Source organism: Pseudomonas sp. Leaf127, assembly GCF_001423155.1.
GTDB lineage: Bacteria > Pseudomonadota > Gammaproteobacteria > Pseudomonadales > Pseudomonadaceae > Aquipseudomonas > Aquipseudomonas ovata.
Map to the genome: position 1 here is coordinate 546,610 of NZ_LMOA01000023.1, position 17,495 is coordinate 564,104.

15 protein-coding genes are annotated in these 17,495 nt (G+C 64.3%); 3 read left to right on the top strand and 12 right to left on the bottom strand.

Features of this window, described 5'->3' with window-relative positions; translation table 11 throughout:
- Positions 1–696: 696 nt before the first annotated feature.
- From ASF84_RS23575 to hutC, 5 genes are all read right to left on the bottom strand, one after another.
- Positions 697–1,395 carry an anti-sigma factor gene (locus ASF84_RS23575; protein ID WP_056841284.1) on the bottom strand — a complete coding sequence of 233 codons (699 nt, stop codon included), beginning with the start codon at positions 1,393–1,395 and terminating at the stop codon, positions 697–699.
- The gene (locus ASF84_RS23580) at positions 1,392–1,949 is read right to left on the bottom strand and encodes a sigma-70 family RNA polymerase sigma factor (RefSeq protein ID WP_056841285.1); all 558 of its coding nucleotides are present in this window, start codon (positions 1,947–1,949) and stop codon (positions 1,392–1,394) included. Before ASF84_RS23580 ends, ASF84_RS23575 begins: the two co-directional genes overlap by 4 nt.
- 95 nt (positions 1,950–2,044) lie before the next feature.
- Entirely contained in the window at positions 2,045–2,572 is a 528-nt protein-coding gene (locus ASF84_RS23585; RefSeq protein ID WP_056841286.1) for a DUF3455 domain-containing protein, read from the bottom strand.
- Between the two features lie 103 nt (positions 2,573–2,675).
- Positions 2,676–3,281, bottom strand: a complete 606-nt coding sequence (locus ASF84_RS23590) for a HutD/Ves family protein (RefSeq protein WP_056841287.1) — start codon at positions 3,279–3,281, stop codon at positions 2,676–2,678.
- A complete protein-coding gene (hutC, locus tag ASF84_RS23595) occupies positions 3,278–4,027 on the bottom strand; it encodes a histidine utilization repressor (protein WP_056841288.1) in 750 nt (249 codons plus the stop codon). Before hutC ends, ASF84_RS23590 begins: the two co-directional genes overlap by 4 nt.
- A gap of 140 nt (positions 4,028–4,167) precedes the next feature.
- Between hutC and ASF84_RS23600 the strand changes: the two genes are divergently transcribed.
- The gene (locus ASF84_RS23600; protein WP_056841289.1) at positions 4,168–5,529 is read left to right on the top strand and encodes a formimidoylglutamate deiminase; all 1,362 of its coding nucleotides are present in this window, start codon (positions 4,168–4,170) and stop codon (positions 5,527–5,529) included.
- 188 nt (positions 5,530–5,717) lie between these two features.
- On the opposite strand, the gene ASF84_RS23605 is transcribed toward ASF84_RS23600, so the two are convergent.
- The 7 genes from ASF84_RS23605 to ASF84_RS23635 form a co-directional block, all read right to left on the bottom strand.
- Positions 5,718–6,302: a lipocalin family protein gene (locus tag ASF84_RS23605; protein ID WP_056841290.1), complete on the bottom strand. Its 585-nt coding sequence runs from the start codon at positions 6,300–6,302 to the stop codon at positions 5,718–5,720.
- 2 nt (positions 6,303–6,304) lie between these two features.
- Positions 6,305–6,559, bottom strand: a complete 255-nt coding sequence (gene bamE / locus ASF84_RS23610; protein WP_056841291.1) for an outer membrane protein assembly factor BamE domain-containing protein — start codon at positions 6,557–6,559, stop codon at positions 6,305–6,307.
- Between the two features lie 108 nt (positions 6,560–6,667).
- On the bottom strand, positions 6,668–7,270 hold the full coding sequence (locus tag ASF84_RS23615; protein ID WP_056841292.1) for a DUF924 family protein: 603 nt from the start codon (positions 7,268–7,270) through the stop codon (positions 6,668–6,670).
- A gap of 3 nt (positions 7,271–7,273) precedes the next feature.
- A complete protein-coding gene (locus ASF84_RS23620) occupies positions 7,274–8,284 on the bottom strand; it encodes a class 1 fructose-bisphosphatase (RefSeq protein ID WP_056841293.1) in 1,011 nt (336 codons plus the stop codon).
- A gap of 147 nt (positions 8,285–8,431) precedes the next feature.
- Positions 8,432–9,787 carry a DUF3999 domain-containing protein gene (locus ASF84_RS23625; RefSeq protein ID WP_056841516.1) on the bottom strand — a complete coding sequence of 452 codons (1,356 nt, stop codon included), beginning with the start codon at positions 9,785–9,787 and terminating at the stop codon, positions 8,432–8,434.
- Positions 9,788–9,815: 28 nt separating this feature from the next.
- Positions 9,816–12,680: a DUF2339 domain-containing protein gene (locus tag ASF84_RS23630; RefSeq protein WP_056841294.1), complete on the bottom strand. Its 2,865-nt coding sequence runs from the start codon at positions 12,678–12,680 to the stop codon at positions 9,816–9,818.
- Between the two features lie 405 nt (positions 12,681–13,085).
- Positions 13,086–15,536 carry a glycogen/starch/alpha-glucan phosphorylase gene (locus ASF84_RS23635; protein WP_056841295.1) on the bottom strand — a complete coding sequence of 817 codons (2,451 nt, stop codon included), beginning with the start codon at positions 15,534–15,536 and terminating at the stop codon, positions 13,086–13,088.
- Positions 15,537–15,799: 263 nt separating this feature from the next.
- On the opposite strand from ASF84_RS23635, the gene pip reads away from it, so the two are divergent.
- Positions 15,800–16,771, top strand: coding sequence for a prolyl aminopeptidase (gene pip / locus ASF84_RS23640; RefSeq protein WP_056841296.1), 972 nt, complete (start codon positions 15,800–15,802; stop codon positions 16,769–16,771).
- A gap of 284 nt (positions 16,772–17,055) precedes the next feature.
- Positions 17,056–17,493 (top strand): D-aminoacyl-tRNA deacylase, encoded by a 438-nt coding sequence (dtd, locus tag ASF84_RS23645; protein ID WP_056841297.1) that lies wholly within the window; start codon positions 17,056–17,058, stop codon positions 17,491–17,493.
- Positions 17,494–17,495: the final 2 nt, after the last annotated feature.

Sequence of the window (17,495 nt, forward strand, 5' to 3'; positions counted from 1 at the left end):
TAGTTGAACATGTCTCTACTTGTACATACAAGTAGTCTCAGGCAAAAAAATCCACGTCCACAGATGCTGTCTTGGAGGTACTGGCCCTTTTCGCGAGTGCCACAGAACCCGGAGCGACCAACGGTCGCGAATGCAGATTGCCAGGCGCCGGCGATATTGAATGTACCGGCCCTTTCGCGACCGGTGGTCGCTCCCACAGGATCCATGTCAGACCTTGAATAGGGGCCACACGCAGACCCCGTAGGAGCGACCAACGGTCGCGAATACAGATTGCCAGGCGCCGGCGATATTGAATGTACCGGCCCTTTCGCGACCGGTGGTCGCTCCCACAGGATTCATGTCAGACCTTGAATAGGGGCCACACGCAAACCCCGTAGAGCGAACGGTCGCGAATGCAGATTGCCAGGCACCGGCGATATTGAATGCACCGACCCTTTCGCGACCGGTGGTCGCTCCCACAGGATCCGTGTCAGACCTTGAATAGGGTTCACACGCAAACCCCGTGGAGCGAACGGTCGCGAATGCAGATTGCCAGGCGCCGGCGATATTGAATGCACCGGTCCTTTCGCGACCAGTGGTCGCTCCCACAGGATCCATGTCAGACCTTGAATAGGGGCCACACGCAAACCCCGTAGGAGCGACCAACGGTCGCGAACGCGGCGGCACGGGCGCCGCGGGCCTGTCGATAGAGCCCCGTCAGATAACCTTCACCGCCCGGCCAATGAACTGGATCGGGCCGGTGGGCTTGCCGATCGGCGAGCCGGTGGCGTTTTCCAGGGTCAGCTCGAACAGCTGGTTGGGTTGCAGCGGCGGCAGTTTGTCCAGCGGCACTTGCAGGGTCTGGCCAGGCTTGACCAGGCCCAGCGAAACCGGGCCTTGCCAATCGTCGCCCTTGGTCCAGAACTCCAGCGCCTTGTCGCCCGGCACCTCGGTGGTGCCCAGCGGAATCAGCTGGATCTGGCGGGTGTCGCTGGTCTGGATGACCCAGCCCGGTGCCTTGTCCTGCGGTGCAACCAGTACCACCAGGTAGGACGGCGGCTGGACGGCCGGACGCATCAGCAGCAGGCTGCCCAGTACCAGCGAGGCGGCCAGCCCGGCCCCGGCCAGTCCGCGCCACAGGCCCAGGCTGTTGCGCCAGCGGCGGGTGTCTGCAATCGGGCGTACGGTAGCGGGCAGGCTGCGCTCGATACGCGGCCACAGGTTATCGGAGGGTTGCACCGGTTCGGCCAGGTCGGTCAGCGGCAGCAGGCGCGCTTCCCAGGCCTCTACGGCAGCTTGCAGCGCAGGCTCAAGCGGCAGGCGTCGCTCGACCTCGGCGCGCCCAGCGGCCGACAAGGTGCCCAGCACGTATTCGCCGGCCAGTTCATCGAGTTCGCGATCAGGTGTCGTATTCACCCCATGCACTCCCGCAAGGCCGTCAGGCTGCGTTTGATCCAGGCTTTGACCGTGCCCAGTGGCGCGCTCAATTGTTGTGCGATCTGCTGGTGCGTGTAGCCGTCGACATAAGCCTGGCAGACGCAGTGGCGGCGTACCGGTTCCAGCTGTTCCAGGCAATGCTGCAGGCGTCCGGGGTTCACTTGCCAGTCAAAGGCATCGGCCGCGTCCTGCCAGCCTTCCAGCGTCGCGGTGGCCGCAGGCTCGTCGTCTTCGGCCTGCACTTCGCGGGCCCCGTTGCGCACCTGGTTGAGCGCCAGGTGGCGGGTCAGGGTAAAGATCCAGCCGCGCGCCGAGCCGCGTTGCGCGTCAAAGCGGTGGGCCTGGGTCCAGACCTTGATAAAGGCGTCGTGCACGATGTCTTCGGCCCGTGCGCGGTCACGCACGATGCGCAGCACCACGCCCAGCAAGCGAGGACTTTCCTGCTGGTAGAGACGCTGCAGGGCCTGGCGCTCGCCGCGAGCGCAGGCGTGCAGCGCGGCTTCATAGTCAAAATGCGCTTCGTACGAGGTCAAGTCGATCCGCCATCCAGTGGATTACTGCGACCTCGAACGAGGCTGCCGGGCAGAGCATAGCCTACCGGCAGCGCGCCATCATCGCGTATGAATGATCAGTTGCTCGACCAGAACAGGTAGTCAGCCTGGTACTTGACCATTTCCTTGGCGCCCTTGTTGCTCTCGCCACAGGCGGTGGTCGGGGCGACGCCGCCCTTGAGCGCGGTGCGCTGGATATAGGTGACGCCCGTCATGGCGCCCTTGCCTTCGGCCGGGTTGGCCTTGACCAATTGGTAAGGCAGGTTGCCGGCGCTCGACGGGGCCACGGCGACCTGGGTGCCGGTCAGCTTCGAGCCGTCCTTGCTTTCCCAAGTGGCGGGTGGACCGTAGTAGCTGCCGACGGCCTTGCCGCTGCGGTCATTGAGCACGGCCTTGGGGCCGGCGAAGGTCCATTCCAGCTTGCCAGCAGCACTGGCCTTGCATTCGTAGGTGATTTCACCCACGCCGGTAGTTTCCATGCTGAGCTTGTGGCCAGCCGGCACCCGCACGCTTTCGGGCAGGTCGGCCTGGGCGAAGGCCGCAGGGGTCAGGCAGGTGAGTGCCAGGGTGGTTCCAGCCAGGCAGAGCAAGCGTTTTGCGTTCATGCAGGTATCTCCAGAAGTTGAACCGCGCTTAGCAACTCGGTAGCTGCTGTGAGGTACTACACGCGGCGCGACGATCTGGATGCAGTGAATCGAAAATTATTTTTCAGGCCGGGTTCACCGACACGGCGGTCAGTTCGATCAGGCAGCAGCGGCTGGCGGTGGGGGCCTGCAATTCAAGCGCCAGCAGGCGTCCTGGGTTGTCGATGCGCAGGCAGTCATGCAGGCCCAGGATGTCCCAGGCGCCGTCATCGAGGCTGCAGGCCATTTGCCGGGCCGCGCTGAACAGCAGCACGGTGGTGGCCGAGCTGAACACCCGCTGCGGTGCGCGCACATCCAGCCAGTGCAGGCGGGCGGCGAAGCGTCGCGGGTGGTAGATCAGGTTGAAGTCGCGGATCGGCCCGTCAAGCAGGGTGCAGGCAACCTGGCTATCGCCGCTGAAGGCAAACGGATCGGATACCTGCAGCGCCCGGCTGGTGTGGCCGTCGATGTCCAGAGTCATGCCGGCGCCTTGCAGCACGGTGATGATGCGCTGGTAGCCGGCAAACACCGAAAAGCCGCCGCTGGCCTCGATGTCGGCAATCGACACGCGCCAGCCGAACCCGTCCAGTGCGTCGCCGCCGTCACGGGTGATTTCTTCGGTGCTGCCACCGCCGTTTTTCCAGGGCATGCGCGGGTAGTCGTTGGCACGCAGTAGGGTGGTCTGGGTCATTTGCTGAACCGTCCTTCCAGGCGATGGCGGGAACCGGGGTGGATCAGCCGCGCGGCGGTGACCGGCTGGCGCCCGGACCAGGTGCGGCGGCGGATCAGCAGGCACGGCTCGCCGGCGTCGATCTGCAACAGCCGGCATTCTTCAGGGTTGGCCAGGATCGCCTCGACCACGTGCTCGCCTTCGGTCAATGGCGCAACCTGTGACAGGTAGGCATAAGGCGTCTGGCGGGTGAAGTCCTGGTGCAGGTAGTCAGGCGCGACCTGCGCGTTGACGAAGCGGTCTTCGATCTGCACCGCGATGTCGTTCTCGTAATGCACGATCAGCGAATGGAACACCTTCTGGCCTTCACGCATGTCCAGCGCCACGGCGCGGTCGGCACCGGCGGTTTCTTCCTGCAGCAGGACCACCCGGCAGCTATGGCGGTGGCCACGGGCGGCGATCTCGTCGGCGATGTTGTTGACCTCGAACAAGGCCGACTGGGTCTTGGGCTCGGCCACGAAGGTGCCCACGCCCTGCATGCGCACCAGCAGGCCCTCGGCGGTCAGCTCGCGCAGGGCGCGGTTGATGGTCATGCGGCTGAAGCCCAGCTCGGTGACCAGTTCGCTCTCGGACGGCACCCGGTGGTGCGGCGGCCAGGTGCCGCGCTGGATCTGCTGGACGATCATCTGTTTGACCCGGGCGTACAGCGGGGCCGGGCTCTCGTCCAGATGGGCGGCCAGAGATGAGGTGGCAGGCGGGGTCGGCAACGTGGAAGTCCTTGTATGAGGATCGAAACAGCCACCACGCTAACCATTAACCCGAAGCGCGGCAAGTACGCCGGAGTTTACCGTCTGATCGAACACCTGTATATGTATATACAAGTGATCCCCGATGAGGAGTTGAGTCGATGGCTGCCTATTTTGCCGAGCGTGTGCTGCTGCCTGAAGGCTGGGCCTGTGATGTCCGGCTGGAGGTCGATGCGCAGGGCCGGCTGGCGTCGGTGCAGGCCGGTGCGTCCCACGAAGGTGCCGAGCGCCTGGCAGGTCCTGTGCTGCCGGGCATGCCCAACCTGCACTCGCATGCGTTCCAGCGCGCAATGGCGGGGCTGGCCGAAGTGGCGGGGCGCCCGGACGACAGCTTCTGGACCTGGCGCGACCTGATGTACCGGCTGGTCGGCCAGGTCAGCCCCGAGCAACTGGAAGTCATTGCCCGTCAGCTGTACATCGAGATGCTCAAGGCCGGCTACACCTCGGTGGCCGAATTCCATTACGTGCACCACGACACGGACGGACGGCCCTATGCGGATCCGGCCGAACTGGCCCTGTGCATCAGCCGGGCAGCGCGCAGTGCCGGCATCGGCCTGACCCTGTTGCCGGTGCTGTACAGCCATTCAGGCTTTGGCGGCCAGGCACCCAACGCCGGCCAGCGGCGGTTTATCCACAGCACCGACAGCTACCTTGAGCTGCAATCGCGTTTGCACACGGCCCTGGCGCAGCAGCCGGCCCAGCGCCTGGGCCTGTGTTTTCACTCGTTGCGTGCGGTCACGCCCTGGCAGATCGACGAAGTGCTGGTGGCCGGTGATCGCCGGGCGCCGGTGCATATCCACATTGCCGAGCAGCAGAAGGAAGTCGATGACTGCCTGGCCTGGAGCGGCCGGCGGCCCTTGCAATGGCTGTTCGAGCATGCGCCCGTGGATGAGCGCTGGTGCCTGGTGCACGCCACCCATGCCCAGCCTGATGAAGTGCAGTTGATGGCGCAAAGCGGGGCAGTGGCCGGCCTGTGCCTGACCACCGAAGCCAACCTGGGCGACGGCCTGTTTCCGGCGGTGGACTATATGGCCCAGGGCGGACGCTGGGGCATTGGCTCGGACAGCCATGTGTCGTTGAGCGTGGTCGAGGAGTTGCGCTGGCTGGAGTATGGCCAACGCCTGCGCGACCAGCGCCGCAATCGCTTGTACCGGCAGGACCAGCCGATGGTCGGCCGTACGCTGTACGACGCTGCCCTGGCCGGCGGCGCCCAGGCCCTGGGCCAGTCGGTGGGCCGCCTGGCCGTGGGGCAGCGCGCCGACTGGCTGGTGCTGGACGGCGAAGACCCGTACCTGGCCACGGCCACGCAGGACGCCATTCTCAATCGCTGGCTGTTTGCCGGCTCCGACCGCCAGGTGCGCGATGTGATGGTCAATGGTCAATGGGTCGTGCGCGAAGGGCACCACGAGCAAGAGCGCAAAAGCGCCGAAGCGTTCGGGCGCGTATTGAAGGCGCTGCTGTAAGGCGCAGGTGCAAAACCTGAATGTGCCGGCCTTGTATAAGGGGTCGATACAAGCCCGTAGGAGCGACCAACGGTCGCGAATGCCGTGCGTCAGGCACGAGCGAGGGTGGCTGTGCTGGCCCTTTCGCGACCGTTGGTCGCTCCCTCAGGACTGTGCCAGGTACTGGCTACAGGGTTCGACCCAAGCCCCTACTGGCCAGCTGGCCTGGCAGTGATTTTCGAGTCGGCCACGCGCCAGATCAGGCGGCTGGTGTCGTAGCCCTGCTGGCGAGCGTTGGCGAGCATTTCCTGCTTGAGCCACTCCGGCACGGTCGGGGTGCGTGCCAGCAGCCACAGGTACTTGCGGTTCGGATTGCCGACCACTGCCGTCTTGTAGTGCTCGTCCACATAAAGCACCCAGTAGTCGCCCTTGGCGACCCAAGGCAGCAGGCGTGAGAACCAGTTGTCGAACACCACCCACAGCTTGTCGGTCTTGCCCGGCACTTGCGCGGTGGCCGTGCCCTTGGCCTCTTGCCACTCGCCATCGAGGGTGCGGCAGCGATTGGTCACCGCGACAGTGCCATCGTCCTTGAGTGCATAGTGGGCCTCTGACTGGGCGCAGTCGCGCTGGAAATACAGCGGCATGCGCGCCAGCTCGTACCAGGTGCCCTGGTAGCGCGCCAGGTCAACGTCGCCGGCGGTCTTGGGATCGAGATTCTCGGCCGAATAAGCGAAGCCGATGACCAGAAAGCCGGCCAGCACGGCCAGGGCAAAGCGCAGCAACGGTATCGCCATGCTTATTTAAGGCCCTGCCCGGAGAACATCACCACCTTGTCACCGGCGTACTGCACGCTGATGAAGGTTTGTTCATTGCCCCATGTGCAACTGGAAATGCCCAGTGCGCCAGAGCATTCGGTCGGGCTGCCGAGCATTGCATCGACTTGCGCCTTGGGCATGCCGGCCGAGAGTTTCGAATAGTTTTCCTGATTGATCTTGTTGCACGCGCTCAACAGCACAAGCGATGCCAGCAACGCTACGTAACGCAGATACATGAGGTCAAGCTCCTGAAAGGGAGGCACGCAGGCGGACGCTGTGCCGAGAGCTTGGAGGCGAAAAAGTCGATCTGGTTCCCGAGGCGGGAAAGGATTTATCGGGCCGGATCAGAAGCCTGAGCCCGGCGTCTTTAGGAACTCGACTTCCTCAGGCGTAGACGCGCGGCCCAGCAAGGCATTGCGGTGCGGGAAGCGCCCGAAGCGGGCAATGATGCGCTGGTGGCGTTCGGCATAGTCCAGGCTACGCCTGAAGTACCCACGCTCGTGCTCGGGCAGTTGTTGCACAAGCCCGGTAAAACAGGCCACGGCCTGGTTCTGGTCGTCCAGGTTTTCGCTGTGCTCGAGTACCAGGTAAACGAATGTGCATTGCAGGGGAGGCAGTTGCAGGTGGTGGCCGGCATGCAGCCCCTCGCGCAGCAGCGCCTGGGCGCGGGCATCGCCCGCATAGGCCTGGGCACTGTCGCGGTGGATCATGCGTGGCAACTGGTCGAGCAACACGATCAGCGCCAGCCAGCCTTCAGGATGAGTCGCCCAGTCCTGCAGGCCGCCGGCCAGCGCCTGTTGCACCTGATCACCGAAACGCTCGCGGGCTTCGGTGTCATTGGCCTTGCGCTTGCCGAACCACAGCGCGTTCCGGGTCGCCACCGCCTCGGTCGGCGAGTCGGCAGGGCCGAACCACCAGTCGAGCAGGTCACGCCAGGGCGCGCCCATGGCTTACTCCTTGTGGTAGCCGGTGACGCGCTCGACTTCCTGCCTGGAGCCCAGGAAGACCGCGACGCGCTCGTGCAGGCCCTGGGGCTTGAGGTCCAGGATGCGCTCGCGACCGTTGGTCGATGCACCGCCGGCCTGCTCGACCAGGAAGGACATCGGGTTGGCCTCGTACATCAGGCGCAGTTTGCCCGGCTTCGATGGCTCGCGGGCGTCGCGCGGGTACATGAACAGGCCGCCACGGGTCAGGATGCGGTGCACGTCGGCCACCATCGAGGCGATCCAGCGCATGTTGTAGTTCTTTTTCAGCGGGCCTTCTTCACCGGCCAGCAGCTCGCCCACATAGCGTTGTACCGGGGCTTCCCAGTGACGCTGGTTGGACATGTTGATGGCGAATTCCTGGGTGGTCTCCGGAATGCTGATGTTTTCGTGGGTCAGCACGAAACTGCCCATCTCACGGTCCAGGGTGAAGCCCTTGACGCCGTCGCCCAGGGTCAGGATCAGCATGGTCTGCGGGCCATAGATGGCGTAGCCGGCGGCGACCTGCTGGGTGCCTGGCTGCAGGAAGGCGTTTTCGTTGAGGCTTTCGTTCTGGCTCAGGTACTCGTTGGGGCAACGCAGGACCGAGAAGATGGTGCCGACCGAGACGTTGACGTCGATGTTCGACGAACCGTCCAGTGGGTCGAATACCAGCAGGTAGGCACCTTTAGGGTATTTGCCCGGGATCTGGTAGGCATTGTCCATTTCTTCGGACGCCATGCCGGCCAGGTGACCGCCCCATTCGTTGGCTTCGAGCAGGATTTCGTTGGAAATCACGTCGAGTTTCTTCTGCACTTCGCCTTGCACGTTTTCGGTGCCTTCGCTACCCAGCACGCCGCCCAGGGCGCCTTTGGATACCGCGTGGCTGATCTCCTTGCATGCACGCGCCACCACTTCGATCAGGAAACGCAGATCGGCAGGGGTGTTGTTGCTGCGGGTCTGCTCAATCAAATAGCGACTCAGGGTAACGCGGGACATGGATAGCTCCGAAAAGGGGGAAGGATAAACCCGCGCAGTTTAGCGCGAGTCGAACCTGAATACTGCCTGTCAGACCGGACCGGGTCTGTTTGAGTTCAGATACCGGCACAGCGTAGCTGCAAAAGCGCCAGGTCATGGCGCCATCTATCAGGGTTTGGGACGCGAGGCGCGCAGGGTGCTCCAGGCCATCCAGGCCAGCAGTGCGGCGCCCAGCACCAGCACCGCCCACAGGCCCAGGCGCTTGTAGTCGAAGGGCGCTTCGGCGATCGGCACCGGCGTGGCCAGGTTCGCCGTTGGCGGCGCCATCGGCTGGGCCTTGCTCAAGGTGGCCAGGGTCTGGGCATTGAGGTCGGGAATCAGCGTGCCCAGCGGCAGGTTGGCGGCCCGGGCCTGGGCATTGCCCACCGCCAGGACGAAAGGCCCTTTGTCACGCGCCAGAAACACCACCTGGGTGGCCTGCACGGCAAAGCGCAGTTTGGGTGCCTGCTCTCCCAGGCCGCCGCCACGCTCGTCGATTTCCAGCTTCAACTGCCGCACGACCTGGCCGCCCAGCTGGATCTGGTCCTGGATCACTTCTTCGCCATTCTGCGGCAAGCGATACAGCAGGCTGCTGCCGATGACCTGCCACGGCTGGGTGGCATCGGCGCGACCATACAGGGTGCCGGGTGCCAGGGTGTTGGGCTCGGTCATGTCAATGACCACCCGCTGCAAGGGCAGGCTGACCGGTAACTGCCAGACATACTCGCCCGGCTTGTCGACCGTGCCGCCGACCTGGCCCGACCAGGTCAGCGGCAGTGCCGGGCTGTCGGGGCGGGCGCTGAATACATGGGCCGCAGTGAGGGTCGGCGCGCCTTGCGGCGAGTGCCACAGCAGGCGCAGGTAGCGGGCATTCAGGCCGGGCAGGCCGATTTCGCGCTGCTCGACCACCTCGTCGGCGAACGACAGACGTGCGACATGCCCTTCACCCCAGGACTGCCAGCTCTGCAGATCGTCGCTGGCCTCGATACTGAACTGCTGAAAACCCTCGCGCTCGGTGCTCCAGTCGATCAGCAGTTGCTCCAGCGGTGCCTTGACCGCGCTGGTGTCGAGCAGCCAGCCGCGCAGCACTTCTTCGCCGGCCTCGATGGCCACTTGCGGTTGTACCTCGATCACCGTGCCGTTGCTGGAACGCTGGATACGGATACCCGGGGCGCTTTCATCACTGTCCGAGGCGCTGTACAGCGGGAACCACTTGACCGGGATCGGCTCGGGCTCATCCTCGGCCACGGCCGGTTCGCGGGCAAAGGCATAGGCCATGGCCTGGCCCTGGGCATTGAACACTCGCAGGTCGGCCAGGTCTGGCTGGCGGGCGTTCAACTGCACCGCCAGGGGCAGTTCGAGTCGGAACCACGGGCCTTCGCCGCTGAGGGTCAGCGGTGTCTGGCTGGCGAAATCGGCCGGCTTGTCCTGGGCATGGGTGATCGTCGCGCTGCACAAGGCCAGGCCCAGTACAGCGATTTTCATGATCAGCGGATGACTCAAGAACGATTCCTCACGGTTGGGTCGGGCCGGGCGCTTCGCCGATAGGTATGACAGAAGGTTTCGGTGGTAGTGGTGCGAAATATCCCACTACAAGTAGCAATATGCCAACACCTATAAACGAAACAATGCGCGCCATCGAACCGCGGTCGCTCAGTTCGACAAAGAACAACTTGACCACCACTACGCCAATCAGCACGGCGCCCGCCAGCCAGACTTCGCGCCGGACCTTGAGATGGCCGCCGATCATCAGCGCCAGGGCCATCAGGCTCCAGGTGATCGACAGGCTGGCCTGGACCGTCATCGAGCCCAGCAGGGCCTCGGTGTCCCATGGCACGCCGCTCCAGTGATGCACGCTGCGCATGACCATGGCGGTCAGCAGCGCGAACAGCGAGGCGCCGCCCACCAGCCACACGGCCTGGCGGGCCTGCACCGGGTTGACGCCCAGTTGCGGCAGGTAGCGTTGCAGCCACAGCAGCACGCCCCCCAGGGCCAGCAGCAGGCCCAGTTCCAGCGGGTTGAGCAATGCGATGTAGGGCAAAGGGTCGGCGCTGCCGTCGCTCAAGGTGTTGGCCAGCCAGAACCAGGCCAGCATCAGCGCCGCCAGCGGTGCGGCCACCCAGACCCGATAGGCGCGCGGGTGTGCCGCTACCGGCCATGGCCATGGGCGCTGTGAGGCCATGGCCCACAGGTACAGGCTTGGCAGCAGCGCCCAGCCCAGCCAGCGCCACGCGTTGCGCTGTTCGGCCAGTTGCAGCAGGACAAAACGCAGCTCCGCCGCCACGACCCCCAGCAGCACCCAGCCGCCCAGTGCATGCGCGCCTTCCAGAAGGTGGGCCGGCAGCAATGGCGCCAGGCGGCGCAGGCTCAGCAGGTGCACGCCAGCCACCAGCAGCCAGGCCAGCCAGCCGCCCAGGGCGAACGGGTGGTAATAAGTGTCCAGCGCGCCAAGCAGCAACAGGGCGCTGACCGGCATCAGCATGCAGCACAGCAGGGCCAGCCCCGGCCAGCGCAGGCGCAAGGCCAGGACCGTCCAGAGCGCGACGCTGGCAGAGGCCGCCAACAGCAGCCAGGTCAGCTCCCAGTCCGGCGTGGCAAAGCGCAGCACCGCCAGGCTCATCGATACGGCCCACCAGAAGCCGCCCACGGCCACCAGCAGGTTACCCAGCCATTGGCCGTTGCTGCGCAGTGCGTCCGGCATGCGATGACAGCACAGGGCGCTGGCAAAGGCGGCCAGGGCCAGGATCATCGGGGTCCAGAAGTCGCCGTTGACCTGCCAGGGCGAATAGCTGTCGTTCAACATGTCCAGGCATACCACGCCCGCCGCCAGTTGCAGCAACAGACCAAAGCCGCGGGCCAGCAGGCGCTGCTGACGCAGGCCGAGCCAGAAGATCGCCGCCCCTTCGATGGCCCAGGCGCAGGTGGTCCAGCGCGCGTCCAGGCCCAGCGGAATGGCCAGCGAAGCGAACACCACGCCCAGCGACAGGCAGGCCTCGACCAGCAGCGTGGCACGCTCGCTGACCCGGCTGACCAGCAGACGGGCGATGCCCATGTAGACAAGCCCCAGCACCAGCGCACTGAAGGCCGGACCGAATTCCAGGTGTTCGACAATGGCGTATTGCAGGCCAAAGCCTACCAGTGGCGTGCCGAACAGCAGGCTGCCATCGACGTAATCGCCTTGCCTGGCGGTCCAGCGCAGCAGGGCCGCATGGCTGTCATCGGCCGGGCCCGTGGCCGCTTCCTGCAACTTGCGCCGGGCAAACAGCAGGCCGATGGCCAGGTACATGAGGAAAAACAGCACCAGAAAGGGCTCGGTGCTCCAGAACAGGGCAGGGGTATAGCTCTTGACGCCCCAGGCAAAGCCGATGCCGAAGGTGCCGACAAAGCCGATCAGGTTCAGCAGGCGCCAGGCCTTGAACCAGGCGATGGCGAAAATGCCGACATTGAGCAGGGTGAAATAACTGAACAGCGCCACATGGCTGCCTTGCCCGGTCGAAGCCAGGATCGGCGCGGCGAAACCGCCCAGGGTGGCGGCACAGGCCAACGCCAGCGAGTTCTGGTTGATTGCCAGGACGGCCGAGCACGCCATGATGACGACCAGCAGGCCAAAGCCCAGGGTCGGATCGAGCAGCGGGTGCAGCTTCATCGCCGCGAATACGGTCAGGTACAGCGTGCCGATGCCGGCGCCCTGCACCATCAGGGCAAAGCCCGGGTTGCGCGCGCGCAGCCACCAGCCCAGGCCGACCAGGGCCATGGCCACTGCGGCGACGCCGGCATAGCGGACTTCGAGCGGCACCACCATGCCTTCGGTGGCATAGCGCAGCAAAAAGGCCAGACCCAGAAACAGCAGCACCAGGCCGACCCGCAATACGGTGTTGCCGCCCAGCAACCAGTTGCGCGCCGCCTCGATGGCCTGGTCGACCGGGTTGGGCTGCCGGGGGGCGGGAGGCGGTGTCGGGGTCTGCGCAACGGTGGGCGCTTCTTTGACCGAGGGTTTCGGGGGCGCGGGTGGCGCTACGGGTGTCGTCGGTGTCGATGCGGCCGGCAGGCTCCAGGTCAGCTCAGGCTCGGTCGGCGGCTGGTAGAAAGTGACTTTTGCCGGTGCCTTGGCCGGCTCCGACGCTGGTGCGGTCGTTGCTTCTGCCGTGCTGCGCCGCGTTGACTCCAGCTGCGCCAGGCGCTTTTGCAGGGCGTCAAGGGCCTCCTGCGCGGCACTCAACTGGATGGCCTGCTTGTCCGCCTTCTTGCTCAGGGCGGTGAGGCGTCCTGCTTGCCAGGCCAGCCAGACGACCAGAAACGCCATGATCAGCGTGAAGTCGTAGCCGATCACGGCATAGCCAAGCAACAGGAGTGCGGGTACCAGCATCAGCCAAGGCACGTGACGACATCCTTTTCGGTCAGGGAGGCAAGAGATTTGGAGTATACCGGCGAGTCAGACCGCATGACGAAGGGATCGTCACACGGGCTGGCCAGAGAATTTATGGCGGTTTGCCATTTGCGACAGGCGTTGTCTTTATGAGAACCCACCCTGGGTTACTGACACAACGCCAAGACGGCACGCTGTCGCGCAGTGTAGGAGCGCGCTTGCCGGAATGCCGGACCACCGCGACCGGCTGCGTTAGCAGTCGTAAATTTGCCGCGTTTCGCAGATTTCAGATCGTAAATTTGCAGCGTTTCGCAGATTTTGCGAGCGCTACGCACTCGGTCGCGGGCAAGCGCGCTCCTACAAGGGGTGAATTCATCAGTGGGTGACGCCTTGATCAAGGCGTCACGGTCAAGGCCTCTAGTCCAGCGCTTTCCAGATCTCGCCGGCGTACTCGCGAATGGTCCGGTCGGACGAGAACCAGCCCATGCGTGCGGTGTTGAGCACCGCCGAGCGCCACCATTTCTTGGAATCGTGCCAGGTGTCCTCGACCTGTGCCTGGGCCGCCCAGTACGAGTCGAAGTCGGCGCATACCAGGAAGCGGTCATAAGCCAGCAACTGGTCGATCAGGCCGACATAGCGGTTCGGATCATCCGGCGAGAACACCCCACCACGAATGGCTTGCAGCACATCGTTCAGGCGCCCGGAAGCGGCCACGTCGGAATGTGCGCTGAAGTCGCCGCTGCGCTTGCGCGCCTCGACCTGCTGGGCACTCATGCCGAAGATGAACATGTGCTCCAGGCCGATCTGCTCGCTCATCTCGACGTTGGCGCCGTCCAGCGTGCCGATGGTCAGTGCACCGTTGAGGCCGAACTTCATGTTGCTGGTGCCCGAGGCCTCAAGACCTGCGGTGGAAATCTGCTCGGACAGGTCGGCTGCCGGGATGATGCTTTCGGCCAGGCTGACGTTGTAGTTGGGCAGGAACACCACCTTGAGCAAGCCGCGCACGGTCGGGTCGTTGTTGACCGTACGGGCGATGTCGTTGGTGAGCTTGATGATCAGCTTGGCCGAGTGATAGCTGGCGGCGGCCTTGCCGGCAAAGATCTTCACCCGTGGCACCCAGTCGGTGCCCGGCTCGGCCCGAATGGCCTGGTACAGCGCCACGGTGTGGAACAGGTTGAGCAACTGGCGCTTGTACTCGTGGATGCGCTTGACCTGCACATCGAACATTGCCGCCGGGTTGACGGTAATGCCCAGCCGCTCATGGATGATCGCGGCCAGGGCCCGCTTGCTGTGCAGGCGCTGGTCGGCGAACTGCTTGCGGAACGAGCTCTTTTCGGCGAACGGTTCCAGCTCGATCAGGCGGGTTTCGTGATTGTCCAGAATGTCCTCGCCCAGGCTCTCGACCAGCATCTTGGTCAGTTTGGGGTTGGACTGGAACAGCCAGCGGCGGAAGGTGATGCCGTTGGTCTTGTTGTTGATTCGCTCCGGGTACAGCTTGTGCAGGTCGGCGAACACGGTCTTGCGCATCAGCTGGGTGTGCAGGGCCGACACGCCATTGACGCTGTGCGAGCCCAGGAACGCCAGGTTGCCCATGCGCACGCGGCGGCCGTTGTCTTCCTCGATCAGCGACACGGCGCGCAGCACGTCGAAGTCGTGGATGCCCTTGGCGCGCAGGGTATCGATGTGCTGGGCGTTGATCAGGTAGATGATCTGCATGTGGCGCGGCAGCATGCGCTCCATCAGGCCCACCGACCAGGTTTCCAGCGCCTCGGGCAACAGGGTGTGGTTGGTGTAGGCCAGGGTGGCGACAGTGATCTTCCAGGCCTGGTCCCAGGCAATGCCGTGGGTGTCGATCAGCAGGCGCATCAGCTCGGCCACGGCGATCGAGGGGTGCGTGTCGTTCATCTGGATGGCCGCGTGCTCGGCCAGGTCGGTCAGCGTGGCATGCATGTTCAGGTGCCGACGCAGCAGGTCCTGCAGCGAGGCCGAAACGAAGAAGTACTCCTGGCGCAGGCGCAGTTCCTGGCCGGCTTCCGTGGCATCGTTGGGGTACAGGACGCGCGAGATACTCTCGGCGCGCACCACCTCGGCGACGGCCCCGAAGTGGTCGCCGGCGTTGAAGCGCTCCAGGTGCAGGTCGCCCACCGCCCGGGCACGCCACAGGCGCAGGGTGTTGACGCTTGCCCCGCGCCAGCCAACGACAGGGGTGTCGTAGGCAATGGCCCGTACCGTTTCGCCCGGCCGCCAGATCTGGCTGGTCTCGCCGGCGTCGTTCTGCACGGTCTCGACGTAGCCGCCAAAGCCGATCGGGTACACCACTTCGGGGCGTTCGAATTCCCACGGGTTGCCGAAGTCCAGCCAGTTCTCGGTCTGCTCCTGCTGCCAGCCATCGACCACCGCCTGACGAAACAGGCCGTGTTCGTAGCGGATGCCGTAGCCGTGACCGGCAATCCCCAGGGTCGACATGCTTTCCATGAAGCAGGCGGCCAGGCGGCCCAGGCCGCCGTTGCCCAGTGCGGCGTCGGGTTCGAGCAGGCGAATGCGCTCGATGTCGACGCCCAGTTCGGTCAACGCCTCACGGGCGATTTCCAGCAGCCCCAGGTTGCTCAGGCTGTCATACAGCAGGCGGCCGATCAGAAATTCGAGCGACAGGTAATAGACGCGCTTCTTGACCTCGCGATAGATCTGCCGGGTATGGTCCATCCAGTGTTCGACCATATGGTCGCGGGCGGCCAGGGCTACGGCTTCGAACCAGTCATGCTCGAATGCATGGTCAGGGTCCTTGCCCACTGCATAAGTGAGTTTGGCAAGGACAGCGGCGCGGAATGCGGCCACTTCAGCGTCACGAACAAGGGGTTCCTGAGACATCGGTACGACCTCAAGTAGTCAGGCAAATGGAAAGGAGTACTTAGACTGTAGGCGTGTCGCCGGTTATTTCCTGAAAAAAATCGCAATGAGCCATGACACGCCCCACGCTCTGACCCGGGCGGACCTTGCAGGTTCGCCGTCAGCGCCTGGCAGATTGCTTGCATCTATCGTTCCATACCGATCAGCATGCTCATTAACCATTTCGGGTTTATGATGGCAACCGCTTTACCGAACACGCCCACGAAACGGACCATGGAGCACTTATGCAGACTTTGTACCCGCAGATCAAACCTTATGCCCGGCACGATCTGGCCGTGGAAGCTCCGCATGTGCTCTATGTCGATGAAAGCGGCTCGCCTGACGGCCTGCCCGTGGTGTTCATTCATGGCGGCCCGGGCTCGGGCTGCGATGCGCAGAGCCGCTGCTACTTCGACCCCAACCTGTACCGCATCGTAACGTTTGACCAGCGCGGCTGTGGTCGCTCCACGCCGCACGCCAGCCTGGAAAACAACACCACCTGGCACCTGGTCGAGGACCTGGAGCGCATTCGCGAGCACCTGGGCATCGACAAGTGGGTGCTGTTCGGGGGGTCGTGGGGGTCGACCCTGGCCCTGGCCTACGCGCAGACCCACCCGGACCGTGTGCATGCCCTGATTCTGCGTGGCATCTTTCTGTGCCGGCCGCAGGAAATCCAGTGGTTCTACCAGTGCGGCGCCAGCCGCCTGTTCCCTGATTTCTGGCAGGACTTCCTCGCCCCGATCCCGGTCGAGGAGCGCGACAACCTGCTGGCCGCCTATCACCGGCGCCTGACCGGCCCCGACCAGATCGCCCAGATGCACGCTGCCAAGGCCTGGTCGGGCTGGGAAGGGCGCACCGCGACCCTGCGCCCGAACCCGCAGGTGGTCGACCGTTTCTGCGAGCCGCAACGGGCGCTGTCGATTGCCTGCATCGAGACCCATTACTTCGTCAACAATGCCTTCCTGGAAGACAACCAGCTGATCCGCGACATGCACAAGATCGCGCACCTGCCGGGCATCATCGTGCATGGCCGCTATGATGTGATCTGCCCGCTGGACAACGCCTGGGAACTGCACCAGGCCTGGCCGGGCAGCGAGCTGCAGATTATCCGCGATGCCGGGCACTCGGCCGCCGAGACCGGCATCGCCGATGCCCTGGTACGCGCCGCCGCCCAGATCGCCGACAACCTGCTGGACCTCTCGCCTGAAGAAGCCTGAGGCTTGCCGTCCTGACACATGGGTTCAGTAGGAGCGCGCTTGCCCGCGACCGGCTGCGTTAGCAGTCGTAAATTTGCAGCGTTTCGCAGATTTCCAGCCGTAAATTTTCAGCGTTTCGCAGATTTCCAGCCGTAAATTTGCAGCGTTTCGCAGATTTCCAGCCGTAAATTTKCAGCGTTTCCGAGATTTTGCGAGCGCTTCGCACTCGGTCGCGGGCAAGCGCGCTCCTACGGGGCAGGTACAGTGGTAAGTGTGCAGAACCAGGGGTCATTCAAGGAGCATTCATGAAAGGGTTGTTGCAACGCGTGCGCGGGGCACGGGTCGAGGTCGGGGGCGACGTGGTCGGTGCCATCGAGCAGGGGTTATTGGTGTTGGTCGGGGTCGAGCCTCAAGACACGCCCGCCAGTGCCGACAAGTTATTGCACAAGTTGCTCAACTACCGGGTATTCAGCGATGCCGATGGCAAGATGAACCTGTCGTTGCGTGATGTAGAGGGCGGTTTGTTGCTGGTTTCGCAGTTCACCCTGGCGGCCGACACCCGCAGCGGCCTGCGCCCCGGTTTTTCAAAAGCGGCGCCTCCGGCCCTTGGGGCCGAAATGTTCGACTATCTTCTCAGGCAGGCCCAGGACGCTCACCCGCAGGTTGCTGCGGGCCGTTTTGGTGCGGACATGCAAGTGCATCTGGTCAACGACGGGCCGGTCACCTTCCTGTTCGAGACCTGAAA

What these genes read in the sequence shown, in the direction of transcription:
- ASF84_RS23585 (WP_056841286.1), bottom strand. Translation starts at nt 2,572, where the DNA reads ATGAACGCAAAACGCTTGCTCTGCCTGGCTGGAACCACCCTGGCACTC.
- dtd (WP_056841297.1), top strand. Translation starts at nt 17,056, where the DNA reads ATGAAAGGGTTGTTGCAACGCGTGCGCGGGGCACGGGTCGAGGTCGGG.
- ASF84_RS23625 (WP_056841516.1), bottom strand. Translation starts at nt 9,787, where the DNA reads ATGAAAATCGCTGTACTGGGCCTGGCCTTGTGCAGCGCGACGATCACC.
- ASF84_RS23635 (WP_056841295.1), bottom strand. Translation starts at nt 15,536, where the DNA reads ATGTCTCAGGAACCCCTTGTTCGTGACGCTGAAGTGGCCGCATTCCGC.
- ASF84_RS23590 (WP_056841287.1), bottom strand. Translation starts at nt 3,281, where the DNA reads ATGACCCAGACCACCCTACTGCGTGCCAACGACTACCCGCGCATGCCC.
- ASF84_RS23615 (WP_056841292.1), bottom strand. Translation starts at nt 7,270, where the DNA reads ATGGGCGCGCCCTGGCGTGACCTGCTCGACTGGTGGTTCGGCCCTGCC.
- ASF84_RS23620 (WP_056841293.1), bottom strand. Translation starts at nt 8,284, where the DNA reads ATGTCCCGCGTTACCCTGAGTCGCTATTTGATTGAGCAGACCCGCAGC.
- ASF84_RS23605 (WP_056841290.1), bottom strand. Translation starts at nt 6,302, where the DNA reads ATGGCGATACCGTTGCTGCGCTTTGCCCTGGCCGTGCTGGCCGGCTTT.
- pip (WP_056841296.1), top strand. Translation starts at nt 15,800, where the DNA reads ATGCAGACTTTGTACCCGCAGATCAAACCTTATGCCCGGCACGATCTG.
- bamE (WP_056841291.1), bottom strand. Translation starts at nt 6,559, where the DNA reads ATGTATCTGCGTTACGTAGCGTTGCTGGCATCGCTTGTGCTGTTGAGC.
- ASF84_RS23600 (WP_056841289.1), top strand. Translation starts at nt 4,168, where the DNA reads ATGGCTGCCTATTTTGCCGAGCGTGTGCTGCTGCCTGAAGGCTGGGCC.